The sequence below is a fragment of the Actinomadura barringtoniae genome (assembly GCF_017573505.1).
GTDB classification, from domain to species: domain Bacteria; phylum Actinomycetota; class Actinomycetes; order Streptosporangiales; family Streptosporangiaceae; genus Spirillospora; species Spirillospora barringtoniae.
The window spans coordinates 146,167-161,863 of record NZ_JAGEOJ010000019.1 but is presented as its reverse complement, the minus strand read 5'-3'; the positions used below and the strand labels follow the sequence as shown (position 1 = coordinate 161,863).

Genomic DNA, 15,697 nt, shown 5'->3' with positions numbered 1-15,697 from the left:
AGCCTGATCGGGCAGCGATGAGGAGAAGGCTCGTGCGAGCCGTGGTCAGTTATCGCGGGTGATGAGCAGCCGTAGCGGGCTGCGGGAGAGCGTGCGTGTCAGGGCGGCGAGCGGGTGGCGGGCCAACGGCCAGCCGGCCAGGATGATCAGGGCTCCCAGAACGACACCGGCCACCACGTCGTGTGGGTAGTGCTGGCCCAGGTAGACGCGGGAGAACGCCTCCAGAAGCGCGAGGACGGCGGCGAGGATGCCCAGGCGCCGGTCGGCAAGCCAGATTCCCGCGGCCAAGGCGGCGGCGACGATCGTGTGGTCGGAGGGGAACGAGTAGTCGCCGGGGCCGGGGCAGGCCTCCACGGTCGCGGTATGGATCGCCAGGCACGGCCGGGCTTCGGCGAAGACCTGCTTCAATCCCAGTCCAACGGCGACCGACACCCCCGTGCCCGCGGCGATCCAGGCGATCACGGCCATGGCGGCCATGTCAGCGCTCCGGCGCGCTCTCCACCAGGCGAGCACCGCCATGACGCACAGCGCGACCAGCCCGGCGGAGGTGTAGACCTTCATCGCGGGCTGGAGCCAGGCCGTGTGCTGGGCGAACGAGACCACGGCCCGGTACTCCGACCCGTCGATCCCAGCCGCCGTCAAGTTCAACACTTCTACATTCTAGTAGAAGTTACGAGAGGGGGTGAAACTGATGAACGGGCGATGGACGCCGGGATCGGCGGCGAGCTCATGGAGAGACGGGCGCCTGGGTCTTCTGAGGGGCTGGGCTGGTTCGGGTCGGCAGCAGGAAGAACGTCATGGTCGGAACGAGGTACAGCAGCCAGACGACGACCTGGAGCACGGTCGGATTGGGCTGGAAGTTGAAGATCCCCTTGAGCAGGGTCCCGTACCAGCTGTCAGGGGGCACGGTTTCGCTGATGTCGAAGGCCAGGCTGTGCAGCCCGGGCACGAAGTCGGCCTCCTGCAGGTCATGGAAGCCGTAGGCGAGCACGCCTGCGGCTACCACGACGAGCATCACACCGGTCCAGGTGAAGAAGCGCGCCAGGTTGATCCGCAGCGCCCCGCGATAGAAGAGCCAGCCGAGTGCGACGGCGGTCAGCAGACCGAGCGAGGCACCGAGGAGGGGCTGCCAGCCCTGGCCCGTGGCCTGGACCGCCGTCCATATGAACAGCGAGGTCTCCAGTCCTTCTCGCCCCACGGCCAGGAACGCGGTCGCTACGAGCGCGGCCGCGCCACCGGCCAGAGCGGTGTCCAGGCGACCCTGCAGATCGGAGCGCAGGTGGCGAGCCGTTCGGCGCATCCAGAACACCATCCAGGTCACCAGTGCGACGGAAAGGATCGACAGGCCACCGCCGAGCGCCTCCTTGGCCTGGAAGGTCAGGGTGGACGAGCCGAACTGCAGTGCGGCGCCGAAGCCCAGGCTGATCGCGACGGCCAGGGCGATGCCGCCCCAGACGGGTACCAGCGCCTTCCGGTTACCGGTCTTGACGAGGTAGGCGATCAGGATGCACGCGACGAGGCTGGCCTCCAGCCCCTCCCGCAGCCCGATGAGATAGTTGCCGATCATGCGTCCTCCAAGAGGGGCGGGTCAGGTCGGTGAGCGCGATCAGGCCACGGCGGCGGCGAGCCTGGATAGGGGCTCGGCCAAGGCGTTGACCTGGTCCGACAGTTCCTTGCGGTCGGCGGCCGAGACCTTGTCGTAGGAGATGAGGTCGACGGCTCCACGTCCGGTCCGATACCGGTTGAGGAGCGACGCCGGCTCGATCACAGATCGATCCTGAGCCTGCCGGCACGGCGGCACCCACCATCGAGCGACTCCAGGGGGGAAGGGGCTCTCACCCTGCCAACAACTACAGGCATGTAGATTTTAGGTTAGACTAGCCTAAGTTGGCCAGACCGCAACAAGCCGACGCTTCACCCGCCAGACCGCCCGGACGACACGGACAAGTCGCCGTCAGTGCACGGGGCGGTGAGCCGGTGGCTCATCATGACGTGTGACATCGACGCAGGTCAGGACGACATTTTGGAGCGGGCTCGGGCGAACCGGGCGGCTGGTGGTGGCGACGCGCGCGCTGCGCACGTTCGGGTACGGATGCACCAGCGTCCTGCTCGCCCAGATGCTCACCGAGGACGGCGACGCGCCGTGGCAGACCGGTCTGCTGCTGGCCGTCGCGTCGGCCGGATCGGTCGTGGCGAGCCTGGCGCTCGGCCTGTTCGCCGACGTGTGGGGCCGCCGCCGCGTCCTCATCGCCTGCAGCTGCCTGATGGCCGCGTCCGGCATCCTGTTCGCGGTCTCGGAGTCCTATCCCGTCCTGGTCGCGGCGGCGTTCATCGGAACGATCTCACCGTCGACCAACGACAACACCCCCTTCTCGGGGGTCGAGCAGTCGATCCTCGCGCAGTCCTGCCCGGCGGAGCGCCATACCCAGGTCTTCACCTGCTACAACGTGGCCGCGCTGGCCACCGGCGCACTCGGCGGGCTGGCCGCGGCCGGTCTCGGCCTGCAGCACGGCGTCTCCGCGGGCGACGCGGCGTTCGCGCTCTACTCGCTGCTGGCAGCCGTCAGCGTGCTGCTCTTCTGGCACCTGCCCGCGGACGCCGAGGCGCCCACCGTGCCGACCACCCCTTCCAGCGCGGAACCGGACCTGCCCCCGGTCCGTCTGCCGGGCCACGTCAAGCGGCTGGCCGGGCTGTTCGCGCTGGACGCGTTCTCCGGCGGGCTCGCGGTGCAGGCCGTGCTGGCCTGGTGGTTCGCCCATCATTTCGGTGCCACCACCGCCCAGCTCGGGCTGATCTTCTTCGCGGCGAACCTCCTGCCCGCCCTCGCGCAGCTGACCGCTCCGCTGCTCGCCGCACGCCGCGGGCTCCTGGCCGCGATGCTCCTCCCCCACGCGGGCGCCAACCTGTTGCTGGCCTTCATTCCGTTCGCGCCGACATTGGGCATGGCGGTCGCACTGCTGCTGTGCCGCCAGGCTCTTTCGAAGATCGACGTGCCTGCGCGGCAGACGTTCACCGCGGCGATCGTCGGCCCGGCCCACCGGACCGCCGCGGCGAGCATGACCAGCCTGGCCCGCAGCATCGCCGTGTCGGTCAGCCCGATCGCGGCGACCACCCTGCTGACCGGCCCGCTCGCCGCGCTCGGAGGCCCGCTCCTGATCGGCGCGGCACTCGGACTCGGCTACGACCTCACGGTCTGGCGCTCCTATCGCGACACCCCGGTCCAGGCATGATGATCCGGCGCCCGCTGATCAAGGCGCACCATTCAGAGGTGAGCTGATCCGAATCGGGCTAATACACGGAAATCTGAGTTAGCCTGACGCTTACCTTGCGCTGGTTACGGTGAGCACCGTCTTCGTTGAATGGACTGGTGCATGACCGTTCTCACGCTGAATCCCCTCGATGCCCATTCGCTCTTGGCGGCGTTCGGCACGGTGGGAATCGTGGCGATCCTGTTCGCCGAAACCGGGCTGCTCCAGGCCAGTGTGCCGGCTCGGTTCATTCCGATTGTGAGAACAGTTCTCAACCCCATCGCCGGAGCCTTGGACGTTCCAGCGAGGGTCTTCACATTCTGGCAAGTGCTCGGCGGCCTGCTATGGGCCGTGAGCATCGTCGTCGCAGGCTACCTGTTGGGCAGTTCGATCCCGGGAATCGACAAGTATTTGTTGCCCATCGTGGGAGTCATCGCCGTTATCTCTCGTGCCGATCGCTCCTGCTGAGAGCGCACCGCGACGCGCGAAGACCATGCCGCCCCCGGGCAGCCGACCGGCTGCTCTCCTGAATGCTGCGAACAAACCCGAGGACACCGGTGGTCTCACCTCCCCCGACACGCCCCTTGCTCAGCATCATCGTCCCCGTTCACAAGGTGCAGGGCTTCCTCCCCCAGTGCCTGGAATCGCTTCTGGATCCGAGCTTGACGGATGTGGAGATCGTCGCGGTGGACGACGCCTCGCCCGACAACTGCGGCGCAGTCCTGGACGAGTTCGCCGAACGCGACCCGAGCATCCACGTCCTGCACCTGGCCAGTAACGTCGGGCTCGGCGAGGCCCGCAACATAGGCCTCGGCATGGCCACCGGCGAGTACGTGTGGTTCTTCGACAGCGACGACTACGCAACCGACGGTGCGATCCGCGCCATCCGCGGCCGTCTGAAGGACACCTGGCCCGATGTGCTGGTGGTGGACCACGTCCGCGAGCATTGGGACGGCCGGCGCACGGGCACGGCGCAGCACCGTTTCGAGGGCGCGCCGGACGTCTTCACCTGCGCGGAGCGGCCCAGCGTGCTCGGGACCATGATGACCACCTGGAGCAAGGTGATCCGCCGTGAGTACCTGCTCGATCTCGGGCTGTACTTCAGCCGGGGTTACTACGAGGACATCAATCTCACCTTCCCCGTCCTGATGATGGCCGAACGAATCAGCCTTCTCCACAGGGTGTGCTACGTATACCGGCAGCGCCGCAGTGGCGCCATCACCAAGAGCTCGTCCCGCCGCCACTTCGCCGCGGTCCCTCAGTACGAGCGGGTGTTCTCGTTCATGGCCGAACATGGCGGCACCGATCCGTTCCGGTCGGTGATGTTCGATCGGCTGATCGGGCATGCCCTCGTCATCCTTGAACAGGACCGCATACTCCCCCGGGACCGCGCCGACTTCTTCGGCCAGCTCTCGTCCCTCTACCGCCGTCATCGACCCGTCGATCACCAGCCGCCAGGCGGCCGCCTGATGAAGATCAAGTATCGACTCATCGCGAACAATGACCGCCGCCGTTACGAGCTCGTTCTCCGCCTAGCGGCCGCCCGACGATGGGCCAGGAGGCGATTCGCCTCCGCTAAGCGTCTGGCCCGGCGGGGGCTGAGGTACGGCAGGCGCCGGGCTTTGCGGCTCTACTACCGGACGCAGTTCCTCCGCCCGATCGACGAGCATCTCGCTGTGTACGGCGCGTACTGGTTCCGCGGCGTCGCCTGCAACCCCAAAGCCATCTACGACAAAGCCCGCGAGATCGCCCCCGACATCCACGGCGTCTGGGTCATCACCCGCGACAACGTGAAGGCCGTCCCCGACGGCATCGACTACGTCATCCAGGGCACACTCGCCTACCAGCGGCTGATGGCCCGCGCGAAGTTCTTCGTCAACAACGTCAACTTCCCCAACAACCTCATCAAACGCCCCGGCCAAGTCCACCTCATGACCCAGCACGGCACCCCACTCAAAAAGATGGGCCTGGACCAGCTGGACTTCCCCGTCGGCGCCCAGGAAATGGACTTCCACAAACTCATCACCCGCTCCGACCGCTGGGACTACCTCATCTCCTCCAACCCCCTGTCCACCCAAGCCTGGGAACGCGGCTACCCCTGCCACTACGAAATGCTGGAGATCGGCTACCCCCGCAACGACCGCCTCGTCCACACCACCCCCGCCGAACGCCACACACTGCGCGAACAACTCGGCATCCCCCAAGACAAGACCGCGATCCTCTACGCCCCCACCCACCGCGAATACCGCGACTCCTACCGCCCCATGTTCGACATCGGCCGCTTCACCCGCGAACTCGGCGACCACTACGTCCTCCTCGTCCGCGCCCACTACTTCTACACACCGGAGAAGCAGGACTGGGACCCCCAACACGTCATCGACGTCTCCGACCACCCCAGCATCGAAGACCTGAGCATCGCCTCCGACGCCCTCCTCACCGACTACTCCTCGGTCATGTTCGACTACGCCCTCCTAGACGACCGCCCCATCGTCATCCTCGCCAACGACTGGGACACCTACCGGCTCACCCGCGGCGTCAACCTCGACATCACCGCCCACCCACCCGGCATCCTCACCCGCACCGAAGACGAACTACTCGACGCGTTCCGCCACCGCACGCCCTGGGCCGACACCACCGCCAAGGCCCGCGACGCCTTCCGCACCCGCCACTGCCCCTGGGACGACGGCCACGCCGCCGAACGCGCCGTCCGCCGCGTCTTCCTGAACCAACCTCGCAAGCCATAGACCGCGACAGTGCCGCCCCAGGAGTCCGAACCCGAACCCCGCGCGGCCTGAGCCGCCCGCTCAGCTCGGGCGTGCCGGCAAGCCGGGACGGCGTGTGCGCGCGAGTTGAAGCCCCGCGGTCGCCAGACCGACGATCAGCCCGGTACCGAGGGTGAACAACGCCAGTTCAGAAACTGACGAGAGCGGCTTTGATCCCGGCCAGAGTGCCTCACGGAAGGCGATCGTGAGGTGGAGCGCGATGCTCCCGACGACGACCGACGTTTCGGCCACCCGGCGGGTCCTACCGGCCGGAGGACGGGCGATGAATCCGGCGATGGCATTGCTGACCACACAGAAGGCCAGGTAGGAGGCCAGTTCCACCACCAGCATCCAGGCGATCAGCAGAGGGTCGGTCCATCGTTCGCCGATCGCCTGCATGCCGGTGATCCCGATCGCGGCCATCAGGCTCGCCGAGAAGAACACCGTCATCGCGTGGCTGCGCACCCAGGCGACGATTCCCGGGCCGATCCAGCGTCGCGGCAGCGGTGTCCGTTCGGCGAGCAGAACGACGTCGCCGAGCCAGTCGTGCCGCCATCCTCGAGACGGGCCGGGCGATCGCCGCGCCCGCCACAGCAGCGCCGCCGCCCCGACGACGAGCGCCGAGTTCACGGCCAGGCCGCCGATCAGGACCGCGGTCCACCCGTGCCAGAACGGCTTGTGCTCCCCCGCGATGACGGCGCTCCACTCGGCGATCAGGGTGAGCCCGACCAGCGTGCTCATAGCGCCCGCCGCCCGCACCGTCTGCTGCGCACGATCCGGGGCGCCCGGCGCGTGCCAGACGAGCAGCCGCAGCACGATCACCAGCGCGAGCATCGGCACCGCGAACTGGCAGAGGGAGACCACGGCGTCGTACGGGTCGTCCTGCCAAGGGCTCACCGCCCTGACCGCCTTGTCCTGGGTCGCCAGCACCGTGAGCACCTCGAACAGACCCGCCACGCCCAGGCTCGCCACGATCGCGCTCCAGGCCCGCGTCACGTTCTTGTCTGAGGTGTCCGGCGAGTTCTCGCCGAAGAGTTCTTCGTTCGTCATAGTACGCGCATCGTACTACGCGGCGTGTACTATCTCGCTCGTGACTACACGTGACGTTCCTGTCGTGCTCGACAACGTGACCAAGAGGTTCGGCACCACCGCCGCCGTCCAGTCGGTCTCCTGGGCTCCACGGCTCGGCCGGGTGACCGCGCTCGTCGGCCTCAACGGCGCGGGCAAGTCCACCCTCATGCGGGTCATCACCGGCCTCGTCCGCCCCACGGAGGGACGGGTATCGATCAGCGCGCCCCAGAACGGCCGCGCGCTGTCGGCGATGATCGAGGCCCCTGCCCTGTTCGGCGGCCTCACCGCACGCCGCAACCTGCGCCTGCACGCGGCCCTCACCGGCGCGGGCGCGGGCGAGGTCGAGCGGGTCGCCGAACTGGCTCGTGTGAACGAGGTTCTCGGCCGTCGGGTGGGCGCCCTGTCGCAGGGCTACCGGCAACGGCTCGCCATCGCCGTCGCGCTGCTCGCCCGGCCCCGCATCCTGCTGCTGGACGAACCCACCAACGCCCTGGACCCCGAGGCCATCCAACAGTTGCGCGGGCTCATTCGGCAGATCGCCGACGAGGGTTCCGCCGTGATCGTCTCGAGCCACCAGTTGCGCGAACTGGAGGGCACCGCCGACGCCCTGACCCTGATCCACGAGGGCCGGATCCGCTATGACGGCCCATTCGGCGCATTCGTCGGCCCGCCCAGTCTGCGTGTGCGCGCCACCAGCGAGGACTCCACCCGCACCCTCATGAGCCTGCTGGAGAGGGACGGCATTCAGGGCGAGATCAACGGTCCCGCCATCCATATCAAGCAAGACGGCGACGGTGAGGGCGATCAGATCGCCCAGCGCGTCTTCAGTGCCGCCGCCGGCGCGGACATCCGCCTGACCGAGCTGAGCCACGTCGCCCCGACTCTCGAAGAAGCCTTCCGAACCGCGACCACCGCAGGAGCACAGTCGTGAAGTCCTACCGCGCCGAACTCATCCGCTTCGTCAACCGGTCGTCGGCCGCCATGATCCTGCTGTGCGTGGGCGCCACCCTCTTCTCCATGAGCAACGCCGGTCCACAGCACCAGACCCCGCTCTGGGGCTTCAGGCAAATGAGCATCCTGACCGCGACCCTGCTCATGGGGCGCGCCGCGGTGCTGGCCTCCGGCGACTTCAGCAGCGGGACCATCCGCGCCTGGCTCATCTCGCGTCCGAACCGCGCGGAGGTCTTCAGTGGCAAGCTCGCCGCGTCCCTGTCGTTCGCAGTGATCACCTCCGCCGCCACGAGCCTGTCCTGCTACGCGCTGAGCGGCACGATGGGCGCGGTGCCCAGCGTCGGCGCCATGCTGGTGGCGGCCGGGCAGCTCGCGTTCGCGGCGGGCGTCCTGACGTTCTTCGGTCACGCGGCCGGCGTCCTGACCCGGTCGATCCCGGTCGCCTTGACACTCACGCTCGTGTGGATCCTGCCCGCGGAGAAGGGCCTGCAGGGACACTCAGGCGGCCTCGACGCATGGCTGCCCGGCAACGTCACGCAGGACATCACCCGCAACCAGCTCCAGCACGGCATGACGCCGCTCGGCGCCGCCCTCCACGCCGCCCTGCCCTTCATCGTCCTCGACGCCGTGGCACTCGCGCTGTTCCTCCGCCGCGACGTCAACAGCTGAGTACACGTTGGCGGGACGTCAACAGCTGAGTACACGTTGGCGCGTTGGCGCGATGGCCGACGATGGAGTAATACTTGCCACGTAGTAATCGTCGTGGAGCGGAGGGGGACTCGTGCAGGTCAACGATTCACAGACGCTCGTTCTGTGCGTGCTGGCCGACGGGCCGATGCACGGCTACGCCATCAACACCGCGATCGAGCAGCTCACCGGGACCAGGCTCGGCCCGGGCAGTCTGTACGGTGCGCTGGCTCGCCTGCAGGACAAGAACTTCATCGAGCCGCTCGAAGGTGAGGGCCGCCAGCAGCCGGTCCGGTTGACCGCCGAGGGCCGGCGAGCCTTGGAAGAGGAGCTGCGGGCCATGGCCCATGTGGCCGCCGTCGGCCTGCGCAACCTCGGGGTGTCGCCGACATGACACCCGCCCGTGCCCTCGTGCGGATGTACCCGGCGGCTTTCCGGGAGCAATGGGGACCCGATCTCGAGGCCGAGATCGTCATGGCGGGATGGCGGTCGTGGCCCAACACCCTGCTGGGCATCGCCGACATGTGGCTCCATCCCGCGCTATGGCCTGCGGGCTCCCACGCCCAGCGACGGCTGCGAATCACCACCTCGGCCATCTCGCTGACGGCGCTCTGCTGGTTCGTCGGCCATGTGGGCCTCGAGACCGACACCGGCCTGTCGCGCGCCGCCGGCCATTCCCTCCCCCTGTCGGCCGGGCTCATCCTCATGGTGGCCGGGCTCGTCCTGATCGCTCCCCTGCCGCGGCCGAGCGTCGCCGGGCTCCTCGCCCTGGCCCGTGCTGCCGCCGCCGCGTACACGCTCCCGGCGTCGATGGGCATGGTCGCCGTCGCCGCGGTTCATCTCGGAGTCGATGGTCAGGCTCCTCTTCTCCTTCGCGGGATCCTGCTCGCCGGCTGGTGGACGGCCCTGGCCGTCGGTGCCCTGCGCACGTGCCGGATCCCGGCCGAACTCGGTGCCCGGTTCGTCATCCCGCCTCGGCCGGGCCGGCTCCGGCTCGGCACCTGGGTTCTGATCACCGGTGCAGGGATCGAAGCGGCGACCTTGCTCGGTTCCACCATCACGCACCCCGAGCTGCCCGCGCTCGGATTCTCGGCGGCGGTCCTCGCGGTCATCCCGGCCTTCGTCCCGGTCCTGCGCGCCTGCCGGTAGCCGACCACCTGCCGCTGCCGGCCACAGCCCACGGCGCGTGAACGGTGTTCCGAGCCTTCGAGCATGCCTTGGAACGGCGTCGGCGCCGCCCATCGGTTCTGTCAGCGTCCGCTCATGGCCAGATTAGTCTCTGGATCCGATAGGTCTGTAATGCAAAGCTGTTGCCATGACAGACGGACCGGTGCCGTCGCCGGGCACCCCTCACGAACTCCTAGACTCCGTTCACCGACTGACCCGCCAGGTCCGCGAGGCTCAGCGGGGCGCCTGGTTCCCGCTCGGGCTGCTCGGACTGCTCACCTTGGGCGCGATCCCCGCCGACAGGTACGGCCACTACACGGCCACGTGCCAGAGCTTCCGTCGAGGTGACGTCGGCGGTCAGGTCTGCACCATTTCCGACACCTGGTCGTTCATCTACTGGACGACCGCGCTGGTGCTCGCCTATGCCGTCATCGCCTATTTCTCTGTGCGCCGTTCCCGGGCTCGCGGTGTCGGGACCGCCGTCCGCCCGTACATCGCAGCGGGGATCGGCATCGCTGCCGCATTGACCGCGGCTGCGATCTGGGCGGTCCACCACCCGCCGGGTCTCTCGCACGAGATCTGGGGACTGCGTCTCGACCCGCAATCCAGCGTGACGGCATTTCTCTACCGCTTGGCCGCTCCGGCCGGCGCCATCGGCCTGGCACTGCTGGTTCTGTCGTGGGTGGAGCGCAACCTGGCACTGGCGGCGTTCACTCTGCTCTACTTGGCGATCGTGCTGGTCCCGGTCACCTTCGGGTGGACGATCGCCCGTCCCTCGCCCTGGTTCTTCCTTCCCCACCTGACCATCGCCGCCGCCCTGCTGCTGCTCGGCAGCGTCGGCTTCGCCCTGGCCCAATCCGTACGACGCCCCGCTGGAGACGGCTGACCGCGCCATGACCGATCAACCAGTCGGGCACCCGGCCACCGATCTCGACGACGTCGTCCACCAGCGGGTCCGTCTCGGCGTCCTCACCATCGCCCATCAGGCCAGACGCGTCGAGTTCGGCTTTCTGCGCACCACGCTCGATCTCACCGCCGGCAACCTCGGCCAGCACCTGACCGTCCTGGAAAAGGCCGGGCTCGTCAGCATCGAAAAGGGCTACGAAGGGCGCCGCCCCCGCACATGGATCAACCTCACCAAGGCCGGAGAACGGGCTCTCCGCGACGAGATCTCCAACCTCAAACGCCTCATCCAGCAGGTCGAAGATTCCGAGGCCTAGCACTCTGACCAGTAAGTTCACCGGATCGCCCACTGGTGGGACAGCGTTCGGGAAACCCGTTTCGTCCGCGGCTGGCTTCGAGGAGGCCGTGCAGAGCGGGGAGCTTCGCGACGAGATCGCTCACCTTCGGTCGCTGGTGAACCTCCAGTACGCGGCTGCCATGAAGACGACGACGTAGCCGAGAAGGATCAGGGCGGCCTGCCCCGGGGAGGGGACTCGTGCGGCCGGAGGACCGGTGATCGGGCGGATCGTGGTCAGTGCCTGCGCGGCGTTCACCAGCAGGAGCTTGCTGGGCAGCGTCGAGACCCCCTCGACCGCACGGGCCAACGGCCAGGCGAGGAACACCAGCCCGAACATGGCCCCCATCGCCCCAGCGGTATGCCGGATCAGTGCGCCGACCGCGAATCCGACCAGGGTCACCACGGTCATGTACACCGCCGCGCATACGACGGCCCGCAGCACTCCATGGTCGGCGAGCGAGACCGACGCGTGATGGCGGGACAGGACGGCCTGGCCGAGGAAGAACGCGGTGAATGCGCTGATCACGCAGATGACCAGCACGAACGCCGCCAGGACGACGACCTTGGCTCCATAGGTCATGCCCCGGCGAGGCATGGCCAGAAAGGTGGTGTCGATCAGGCCTGTCCCGTACTCGGAGCTGATCGCCAGGACGCCGAGCGCCGCGAACGCCAGTTCGGCGAACTGGAATCCCGCGAACGACTCGCTGACCGGGTCGAGCGTGGCCGGGTCGGTGGTCGTCCAGTCGATCGAGGAGACGTCCAGGAACCCGACGCCCACTCCGAACACGACCGCGATGGCCGGGACCAGGGCGATCGAGCGGACCGTTCGCAGCTTGATCCACTCGGCCCTCAGAGCGGCCGTCAGTGCGGCCCTCAGTGCGGCCCTCAGTGCGGCCCTCAGTGCGGCCCTCACCGGTCACCCGCCCGGTATTCGACGGACTGCTCGGTCAGCCGAAGGTAGGCGTCCTCGAGCGGGCCGTCGCCCAGAGCCGTCAATGGCGTGTCCGCGAGCAGCCGCCCGCGTCCTATCACCACCAGATGGTCGGCGGTCAGCGCCATCTCGCTGATCAGATGGCTGGAGACCAGGACGGTCCGGCCCTCCGCCGCCAGGCCGCGCAGCAGGTCGCGGATCCAGCGGACGCCCTCGGGGTCCAGGCCGTTGACCGGTTCGTCCAGGATGAGAATCCGCGGGTCGGCCAGCAGCGCGGCGGCCAGGCCGAGTCGCTGCCGCATGCCCAGCGAGAAGCCGCCGACCCGTCGACCCGCGACGGCCGTCAGCCCGGTGAGCTCCAGGACCTGCGAGATCCGTGTGCCCTTCAGATCCGCCGCGGCAGCCAACCAACCGAGATGAGCGCGAGCGGTCCGTCCAGGATGAACCGCCCCCGCGTCCAGGAGCGCCCCGACCTCGTGGAGGGGGCGGGCCAGCGCACGGTACGGCCGGCCGTTCACCAGCGCCTTACCGGCGTCCGGCCGTTCGAGGCCGAGCAGCAGCCGCATCGTCGTGGTCTTGCCCGCGCCGTTGGGCCCAAGGAAACCCGTGACCCGCCCCGGATGGATCGTGACCGACAGTTCGTCGACGGCGGTGGTTCTGCCGTACGTCTTGGTGACTTCGCGTACTTCGAGCATTCGTGTCTCCTTCGCAGATGTCTCAACGGTGGCCGTCGAGACTCATCGGCCGCGTCCGCTACGGGAGTGGTCTCAGCGCTCTGTCTGGAGGCCGGTGTCTCTGCCTGCAGGCATAGGCCTCTGGAGGGATGTGAAAGCCACGAAAGCGCTCTTACGCTGGGGCGATGAACGGTCGTCCGGTGCTCTCGCCCGCACGAGATCAGACCTATGTGCGCGTGCGGGATCGGCTGGCCGGTTGCCTGACGCCTCCCGCTCGAGACCGTTTGGCGGCGATCACGTTCTCAGTGCCCGCGACGCTGATGATGCTCAATCACGCAGACCGAGGCGTGGCCCAGGCACTCGGGCTCACGGCCGGCGCCGTGCTGTTCTCGCTGGCCGTCGCTCTCGCAGCGCGGCCGCTGCCATCACTCGGCCTGCTTCTGACCGGGCTGTGCCTGGTCGGCGCGGTGGACCCGCCCTCGACGATGGCCGGGCTGGTGGCCTTCGGCTATGTCCTGTGGCCCTTGGCATCCGGATCGTACGCCTACGCCGCGCTCGCACTCTCCCTCACCTGCGCTTGGGCGACGGCGCTGCCCGACTTCCGGCACCGAGGCGCCGCGACCGCGTTCACCGTCCTCTACCTGGTGATCTGGACGGTCGGCCACACGCTGGGCATTCAGCGCCGCCAAGCCCGGCACCGCGCGGAGCAGGCGGCGACGGAGGAACGGCTCAGGATCGCCCGCGAGATGCACGACCTGCTCGCGCACGGCATGAGCGTGATCACCGTCCAGGCCGGCTATGGCGCCCTCATCGCCTTGGACCAGCCGCACCAGGCCCAGGCCGCGCTGGCCACGATCGAGACGGCCGGGCGAGCCACACTCACCGAGTTGCGCGCGCTCCTCCAGGTACTGCGCCCGGCGTCGACCGGCATCGACATGGAACCCGCGCCCAGCCTGAGCGATCTGCCGCAGTTGATCGAACGGACCGCCGCCGCAGGCGTTCAGGCCGAGGTCGAGCTGAACGGCACGCTCGACGATCTGCCCGCATCCGTCGGGCTCTCGGCCTACCGCATCACCCAGGAGGCCCTCACCAACGTGATCAAGCACGCCGCCACCGAGCACGCACACCTCCTGATCACAAGAACACCAGCCGACCTCACCATCAAGGTCAGCGACAACGGCAACGGACCGGCGCGCGGGCACCGCCCCGGCCATGGCCTGCTCGGCATGCGAGAACGCGCGCTCACCCACGGCGGCACCCTCGAGGCCGTTCCACTCCCCCAGGGCGGCTTTCAGGTCACGGCGATCCTGCCGCTGCCGACATGATCAGCGTCCTCGTCGCCGACGACCAGGCGCTCGTGCGAGCAGGCCTCGTCGGGATCATCGGCACGGCCCCCGATCTCGAGGCCGTCGGCGAGGCGGCCGATGGCGCACAAGCCGTCGCGCTCGCACGCGAACTACAGCCCGACGTCGTCATCATGGACATCCGGATGCCTGGCGTGGACGGGCTTGAGGCCACCCGGCAGATCACCGGCTCCCGCGTCCTCGTACTGACCACCTTCGACCTGGACCAGTACGTCTACGCAGCCCTACGTGGCGGAGCCAGCGGCTTCCTCCTCAAAGACACCCCGCCCCGCGAACTCCTCGACGGGATCAGGACCATCGCCCGCGGTGACGCGCTCTTGTCCCCTGCCATCACCCGACGCCTCATCACCGCGTTCACCACCCGCCCGATCCCGCCTGACTCAGCGGCCCTCGCCAACCTCACCGCGCGAGAACGTGACGTCCTCCTCCTGGTGGCCGAGGGCCTGTCGAACGCCGAGATCGCCGTGCACCTCGACATCGCCCCAGGCACCGCCCGCACCCACGTCGCCGCGCTGCTCAGCAAGCTCAAGGCCCGCGACCGCATCCAGCTGGTCATCCTCGCCCACCGCTCCGGCCTCGGGCAGCCGCTCTCCGGTCAGCGAAAGGAGCCGGTGTGGCCTAGGGAGTAGCGGCCGGGTTGGGGGTAGACGCACAGGCCGTGCGGGCCTGCGCCGACGTGGATCTTCTTGATCAGGTGACCGTCGGTGGTGGAGATCGCGTACACGACGGAGTTGTAGCGGCCCGACAGCCAGAGGACCTTGCCGTCGGCGGAGATGCCGCCCATGTCCGGCGAGCCGCCGCCGGGGATCTTCCAGCGGGTGGCGACGCGGCGATCGGCGAACGAGATGACGGAGACCGATCCCTGGCCGCGGTCGGAGACGTAGAGGCGGGTTTCGTCGCGGCTGACGTACAGGCCGTGTGCGCCTTTGCCGGTGTGGATGAAACCGGTCTTGCGGAACGTTGCGGCGTCGATGGTCCATACGCCGTTGCCGGCCATGTCGGCGACGTAGAAGGTCTTGCCATCTGGCGAGACCTTGACGTCCTGCGGCATGGCACCGGGTCTCAGGAGCAGTTCGCCTGTGAGCTTCCAGTCGCGGTCATCGAATCTGAGGACCTGGCCGGAGAATTCGCAGGTCGCTATGAAGCCGGTGCCGTCGGCGGTGTAGTCGGCATGGTTGATGCCCCTGCACGGGAGCCGCACCTGACGGACGAGCTTCATCGTGTGGGCGTCGCGGATGTCGAGGGTGTCGTTGCGTTCGGCCATCACGATGGCGTAGCGGCCGTCCGGGGTGAAGTACAGGTTGTACGGGTCGGTGACGTGGACCTTCCGGCCGGGTTTGCCGGTGGCAGGGTTGATCGGGACCAGGTCGTTGGAGTCGTTGTCGTTGACCCACAGTGTCTTCAGGTCCCAGGAAGGCACCACGTGCTGGGGGCGGCGCCCGACCTTGAAGCGCGCGATCTTCTTGAACGAGTGCGGGTCGATGACGATGACGTCGTTGCTCCCGCTGTCAGGCACGTAGATGCGCGCGGGGAAGCTCTTGGTGACGGGGCTGAGCATTCCTGGGCGGTCATGGGCGTAGACATCGATGGCTTGGGATCGCG

Annotated in this window: 18 protein-coding genes; 11 read left to right on the top strand and 7 right to left on the bottom strand. The window is 68.3% G+C overall.

Annotated elements, in window-relative coordinates:
- Positions 1 to 45: 45 nt before the first annotated feature.
- The 3 genes from J4573_RS39425 to J4573_RS39415 form a co-directional block, all read right to left on the bottom strand.
- Entirely contained in the window at positions 46 to 651 is a 606-nt protein-coding gene (locus tag J4573_RS39425; RefSeq protein WP_208261237.1) for a phosphatase PAP2 family protein, read from the bottom strand.
- 76 nt (positions 652 to 727) lie between these two features.
- A complete protein-coding gene (efeU, locus tag J4573_RS39420) occupies positions 728 to 1,567 on the bottom strand; it encodes an iron uptake transporter permease EfeU (protein WP_208261236.1) in 840 nt (279 codons plus the stop codon).
- A 39-nt stretch (positions 1,568 to 1,606) separates the two neighbouring features.
- Complete coding sequence (locus J4573_RS39415) at positions 1,607 to 1,768, bottom strand: hypothetical protein (RefSeq protein ID WP_208261235.1); 162 nt, start codon at positions 1,766 to 1,768, stop codon at positions 1,607 to 1,609.
- A 226-nt stretch (positions 1,769 to 1,994) separates the two neighbouring features.
- Here J4573_RS39415 and J4573_RS39410 point away from each other — a divergent pair, with 226 nt between their 5' ends.
- The 3 genes from J4573_RS39410 to J4573_RS39400 all read left to right on the top strand — a co-directional run bounded on the left by J4573_RS39410 (position 1,995) and on the right by J4573_RS39400 (position 5,992).
- The gene (locus J4573_RS39410; RefSeq protein ID WP_208261234.1) at positions 1,995 to 3,230 is read left to right on the top strand and encodes an MFS transporter; all 1,236 of its coding nucleotides are present in this window, start codon (positions 1,995 to 1,997) and stop codon (positions 3,228 to 3,230) included.
- A gap of 141 nt (positions 3,231 to 3,371) precedes the next feature.
- A complete protein-coding gene (locus J4573_RS39405; protein WP_208261233.1) occupies positions 3,372 to 3,716 on the top strand; it encodes a DedA family protein in 345 nt (114 codons plus the stop codon).
- Positions 3,717 to 3,778: 62 nt separating this feature from the next.
- On the top strand, positions 3,779 to 5,992 hold the full coding sequence (locus J4573_RS39400; protein WP_243774289.1) for a bifunctional glycosyltransferase/CDP-glycerol:glycerophosphate glycerophosphotransferase: 2,214 nt from the start codon (positions 3,779 to 3,781) through the stop codon (positions 5,990 to 5,992).
- 60 nt (positions 5,993 to 6,052) lie between these two features.
- Here J4573_RS39400 and J4573_RS39395 read toward each other — a convergent pair whose 3' ends face one another.
- The gene (locus tag J4573_RS39395; protein ID WP_208261231.1) at positions 6,053 to 7,060 is read right to left on the bottom strand and encodes a hypothetical protein; all 1,008 of its coding nucleotides are present in this window, start codon (positions 7,058 to 7,060) and stop codon (positions 6,053 to 6,055) included.
- 40 nt (positions 7,061 to 7,100) lie between these two features.
- On the opposite strand from J4573_RS39395, the gene J4573_RS39390 reads away from it, so the two are divergent.
- The 6 genes from J4573_RS39390 (at position 7,101) to J4573_RS39365 (ending at position 11,106) form a co-directional block, all read left to right on the top strand.
- Positions 7,101 to 8,012 carry an ABC transporter ATP-binding protein gene (locus tag J4573_RS39390; RefSeq protein ID WP_208261230.1) on the top strand — a complete coding sequence of 304 codons (912 nt, stop codon included), beginning with the start codon at positions 7,101 to 7,103 and terminating at the stop codon, positions 8,010 to 8,012.
- Positions 8,009 to 8,701: an ABC transporter permease gene (locus J4573_RS39385; protein ID WP_208261229.1), complete on the top strand. Its 693-nt coding sequence runs from the start codon at positions 8,009 to 8,011 to the stop codon at positions 8,699 to 8,701. The genes J4573_RS39390 and J4573_RS39385 overlap by 4 nt, the downstream gene beginning before the upstream one ends.
- Positions 8,702 to 8,813: 112 nt before the next feature.
- The gene (locus J4573_RS39380) at positions 8,814 to 9,113 is read left to right on the top strand and encodes a PadR family transcriptional regulator (RefSeq protein ID WP_208261228.1); all 300 of its coding nucleotides are present in this window, start codon (positions 8,814 to 8,816) and stop codon (positions 9,111 to 9,113) included.
- Positions 9,110 to 9,868 carry a hypothetical protein gene (locus J4573_RS39375; protein WP_208261227.1) on the top strand — a complete coding sequence of 253 codons (759 nt, stop codon included), beginning with the start codon at positions 9,110 to 9,112 and terminating at the stop codon, positions 9,866 to 9,868. Before J4573_RS39380 ends, J4573_RS39375 begins: the two co-directional genes overlap by 4 nt.
- A 166-nt stretch (positions 9,869 to 10,034) precedes the next feature.
- Entirely contained in the window at positions 10,035 to 10,772 is a 738-nt protein-coding gene (locus tag J4573_RS39370) for a hypothetical protein (RefSeq protein ID WP_208261226.1), read from the top strand.
- A 7-nt stretch (positions 10,773 to 10,779) separates the two neighbouring features.
- Positions 10,780 to 11,106 carry a winged helix-turn-helix domain-containing protein gene (locus tag J4573_RS39365; protein ID WP_208261225.1) on the top strand — a complete coding sequence of 109 codons (327 nt, stop codon included), beginning with the start codon at positions 10,780 to 10,782 and terminating at the stop codon, positions 11,104 to 11,106.
- Positions 11,107 to 11,226: 120 nt separating this feature from the next.
- Here the strand turns inward: J4573_RS39365 and J4573_RS39360 are convergent, their stop codons facing one another.
- Positions 11,227 to 12,039, bottom strand: coding sequence for a hypothetical protein (locus J4573_RS39360; RefSeq protein WP_208261224.1), 813 nt, complete (start codon positions 12,037 to 12,039; stop codon positions 11,227 to 11,229).
- Positions 12,036 to 12,752, bottom strand: a complete 717-nt coding sequence (locus tag J4573_RS39355; RefSeq protein ID WP_208261223.1) for an ABC transporter ATP-binding protein — start codon at positions 12,750 to 12,752, stop codon at positions 12,036 to 12,038. Before J4573_RS39355 ends, J4573_RS39360 begins: the two co-directional genes overlap by 4 nt.
- Positions 12,753 to 12,916: 164 nt before the next feature.
- On the opposite strand from J4573_RS39355, the gene J4573_RS39350 reads away from it, so the two are divergent.
- Positions 12,917 to 14,056, top strand: coding sequence for a sensor histidine kinase (locus J4573_RS39350; protein WP_208261222.1), 1,140 nt, complete (start codon positions 12,917 to 12,919; stop codon positions 14,054 to 14,056).
- Complete coding sequence (locus tag J4573_RS39345) at positions 14,053 to 14,724, top strand: response regulator (RefSeq protein WP_208261221.1); 672 nt, start codon at positions 14,053 to 14,055, stop codon at positions 14,722 to 14,724. Before J4573_RS39350 ends, J4573_RS39345 begins: the two co-directional genes overlap by 4 nt.
- On the opposite strand, the gene J4573_RS39340 is transcribed toward J4573_RS39345, so the two are convergent.
- Positions 14,691 to 15,653 (bottom strand): YncE family protein, encoded by a 963-nt coding sequence (locus J4573_RS39340; protein ID WP_208261220.1) that lies wholly within the window; start codon positions 15,651 to 15,653, stop codon positions 14,691 to 14,693. The two genes, J4573_RS39345 and J4573_RS39340, sit on opposite strands and share 34 nt — an antisense overlap.
- Positions 15,654 to 15,697 lie beyond the last annotated feature (44 nt).

Excerpts from the sequence above, each read along its gene's own strand:
- efeU (WP_208261236.1), bottom strand. The coding sequence starts at position 1,567 with ATGATCGGCAACTATCTCATCGGGCTGCGGGAGGGGCTGGAGGCCAGC.
- J4573_RS39405 (WP_208261233.1), top strand. The coding sequence starts at position 3,372 with ATGACCGTTCTCACGCTGAATCCCCTCGATGCCCATTCGCTCTTGGCG.
- J4573_RS39400 (WP_243774289.1), top strand. The coding sequence starts at position 3,779 with ATGCTGCGAACAAACCCGAGGACACCGGTGGTCTCACCTCCCCCGACA.
- J4573_RS39395 (WP_208261231.1), bottom strand. The coding sequence starts at position 7,060 with ATGACGAACGAAGAACTCTTCGGCGAGAACTCGCCGGACACCTCAGAC.
- J4573_RS39375 (WP_208261227.1), top strand. The coding sequence starts at position 9,110 with ATGACACCCGCCCGTGCCCTCGTGCGGATGTACCCGGCGGCTTTCCGG.
- J4573_RS39370 (WP_208261226.1), top strand. The coding sequence starts at position 10,035 with ATGACAGACGGACCGGTGCCGTCGCCGGGCACCCCTCACGAACTCCTA.
- J4573_RS39365 (WP_208261225.1), top strand. The coding sequence starts at position 10,780 with ATGACCGATCAACCAGTCGGGCACCCGGCCACCGATCTCGACGACGTC.
- J4573_RS39355 (WP_208261223.1), bottom strand. The coding sequence starts at position 12,752 with ATGCTCGAAGTACGCGAAGTCACCAAGACGTACGGCAGAACCACCGCC.
- J4573_RS39350 (WP_208261222.1), top strand. The coding sequence starts at position 12,917 with ATGAACGGTCGTCCGGTGCTCTCGCCCGCACGAGATCAGACCTATGTG.
- J4573_RS39345 (WP_208261221.1), top strand. The coding sequence starts at position 14,053 with ATGATCAGCGTCCTCGTCGCCGACGACCAGGCGCTCGTGCGAGCAGGC.
- J4573_RS39340 (WP_208261220.1), bottom strand. The coding sequence starts at position 15,653 with ATGCTCAGCCCCGTCACCAAGAGCTTCCCCGCGCGCATCTACGTGCCT.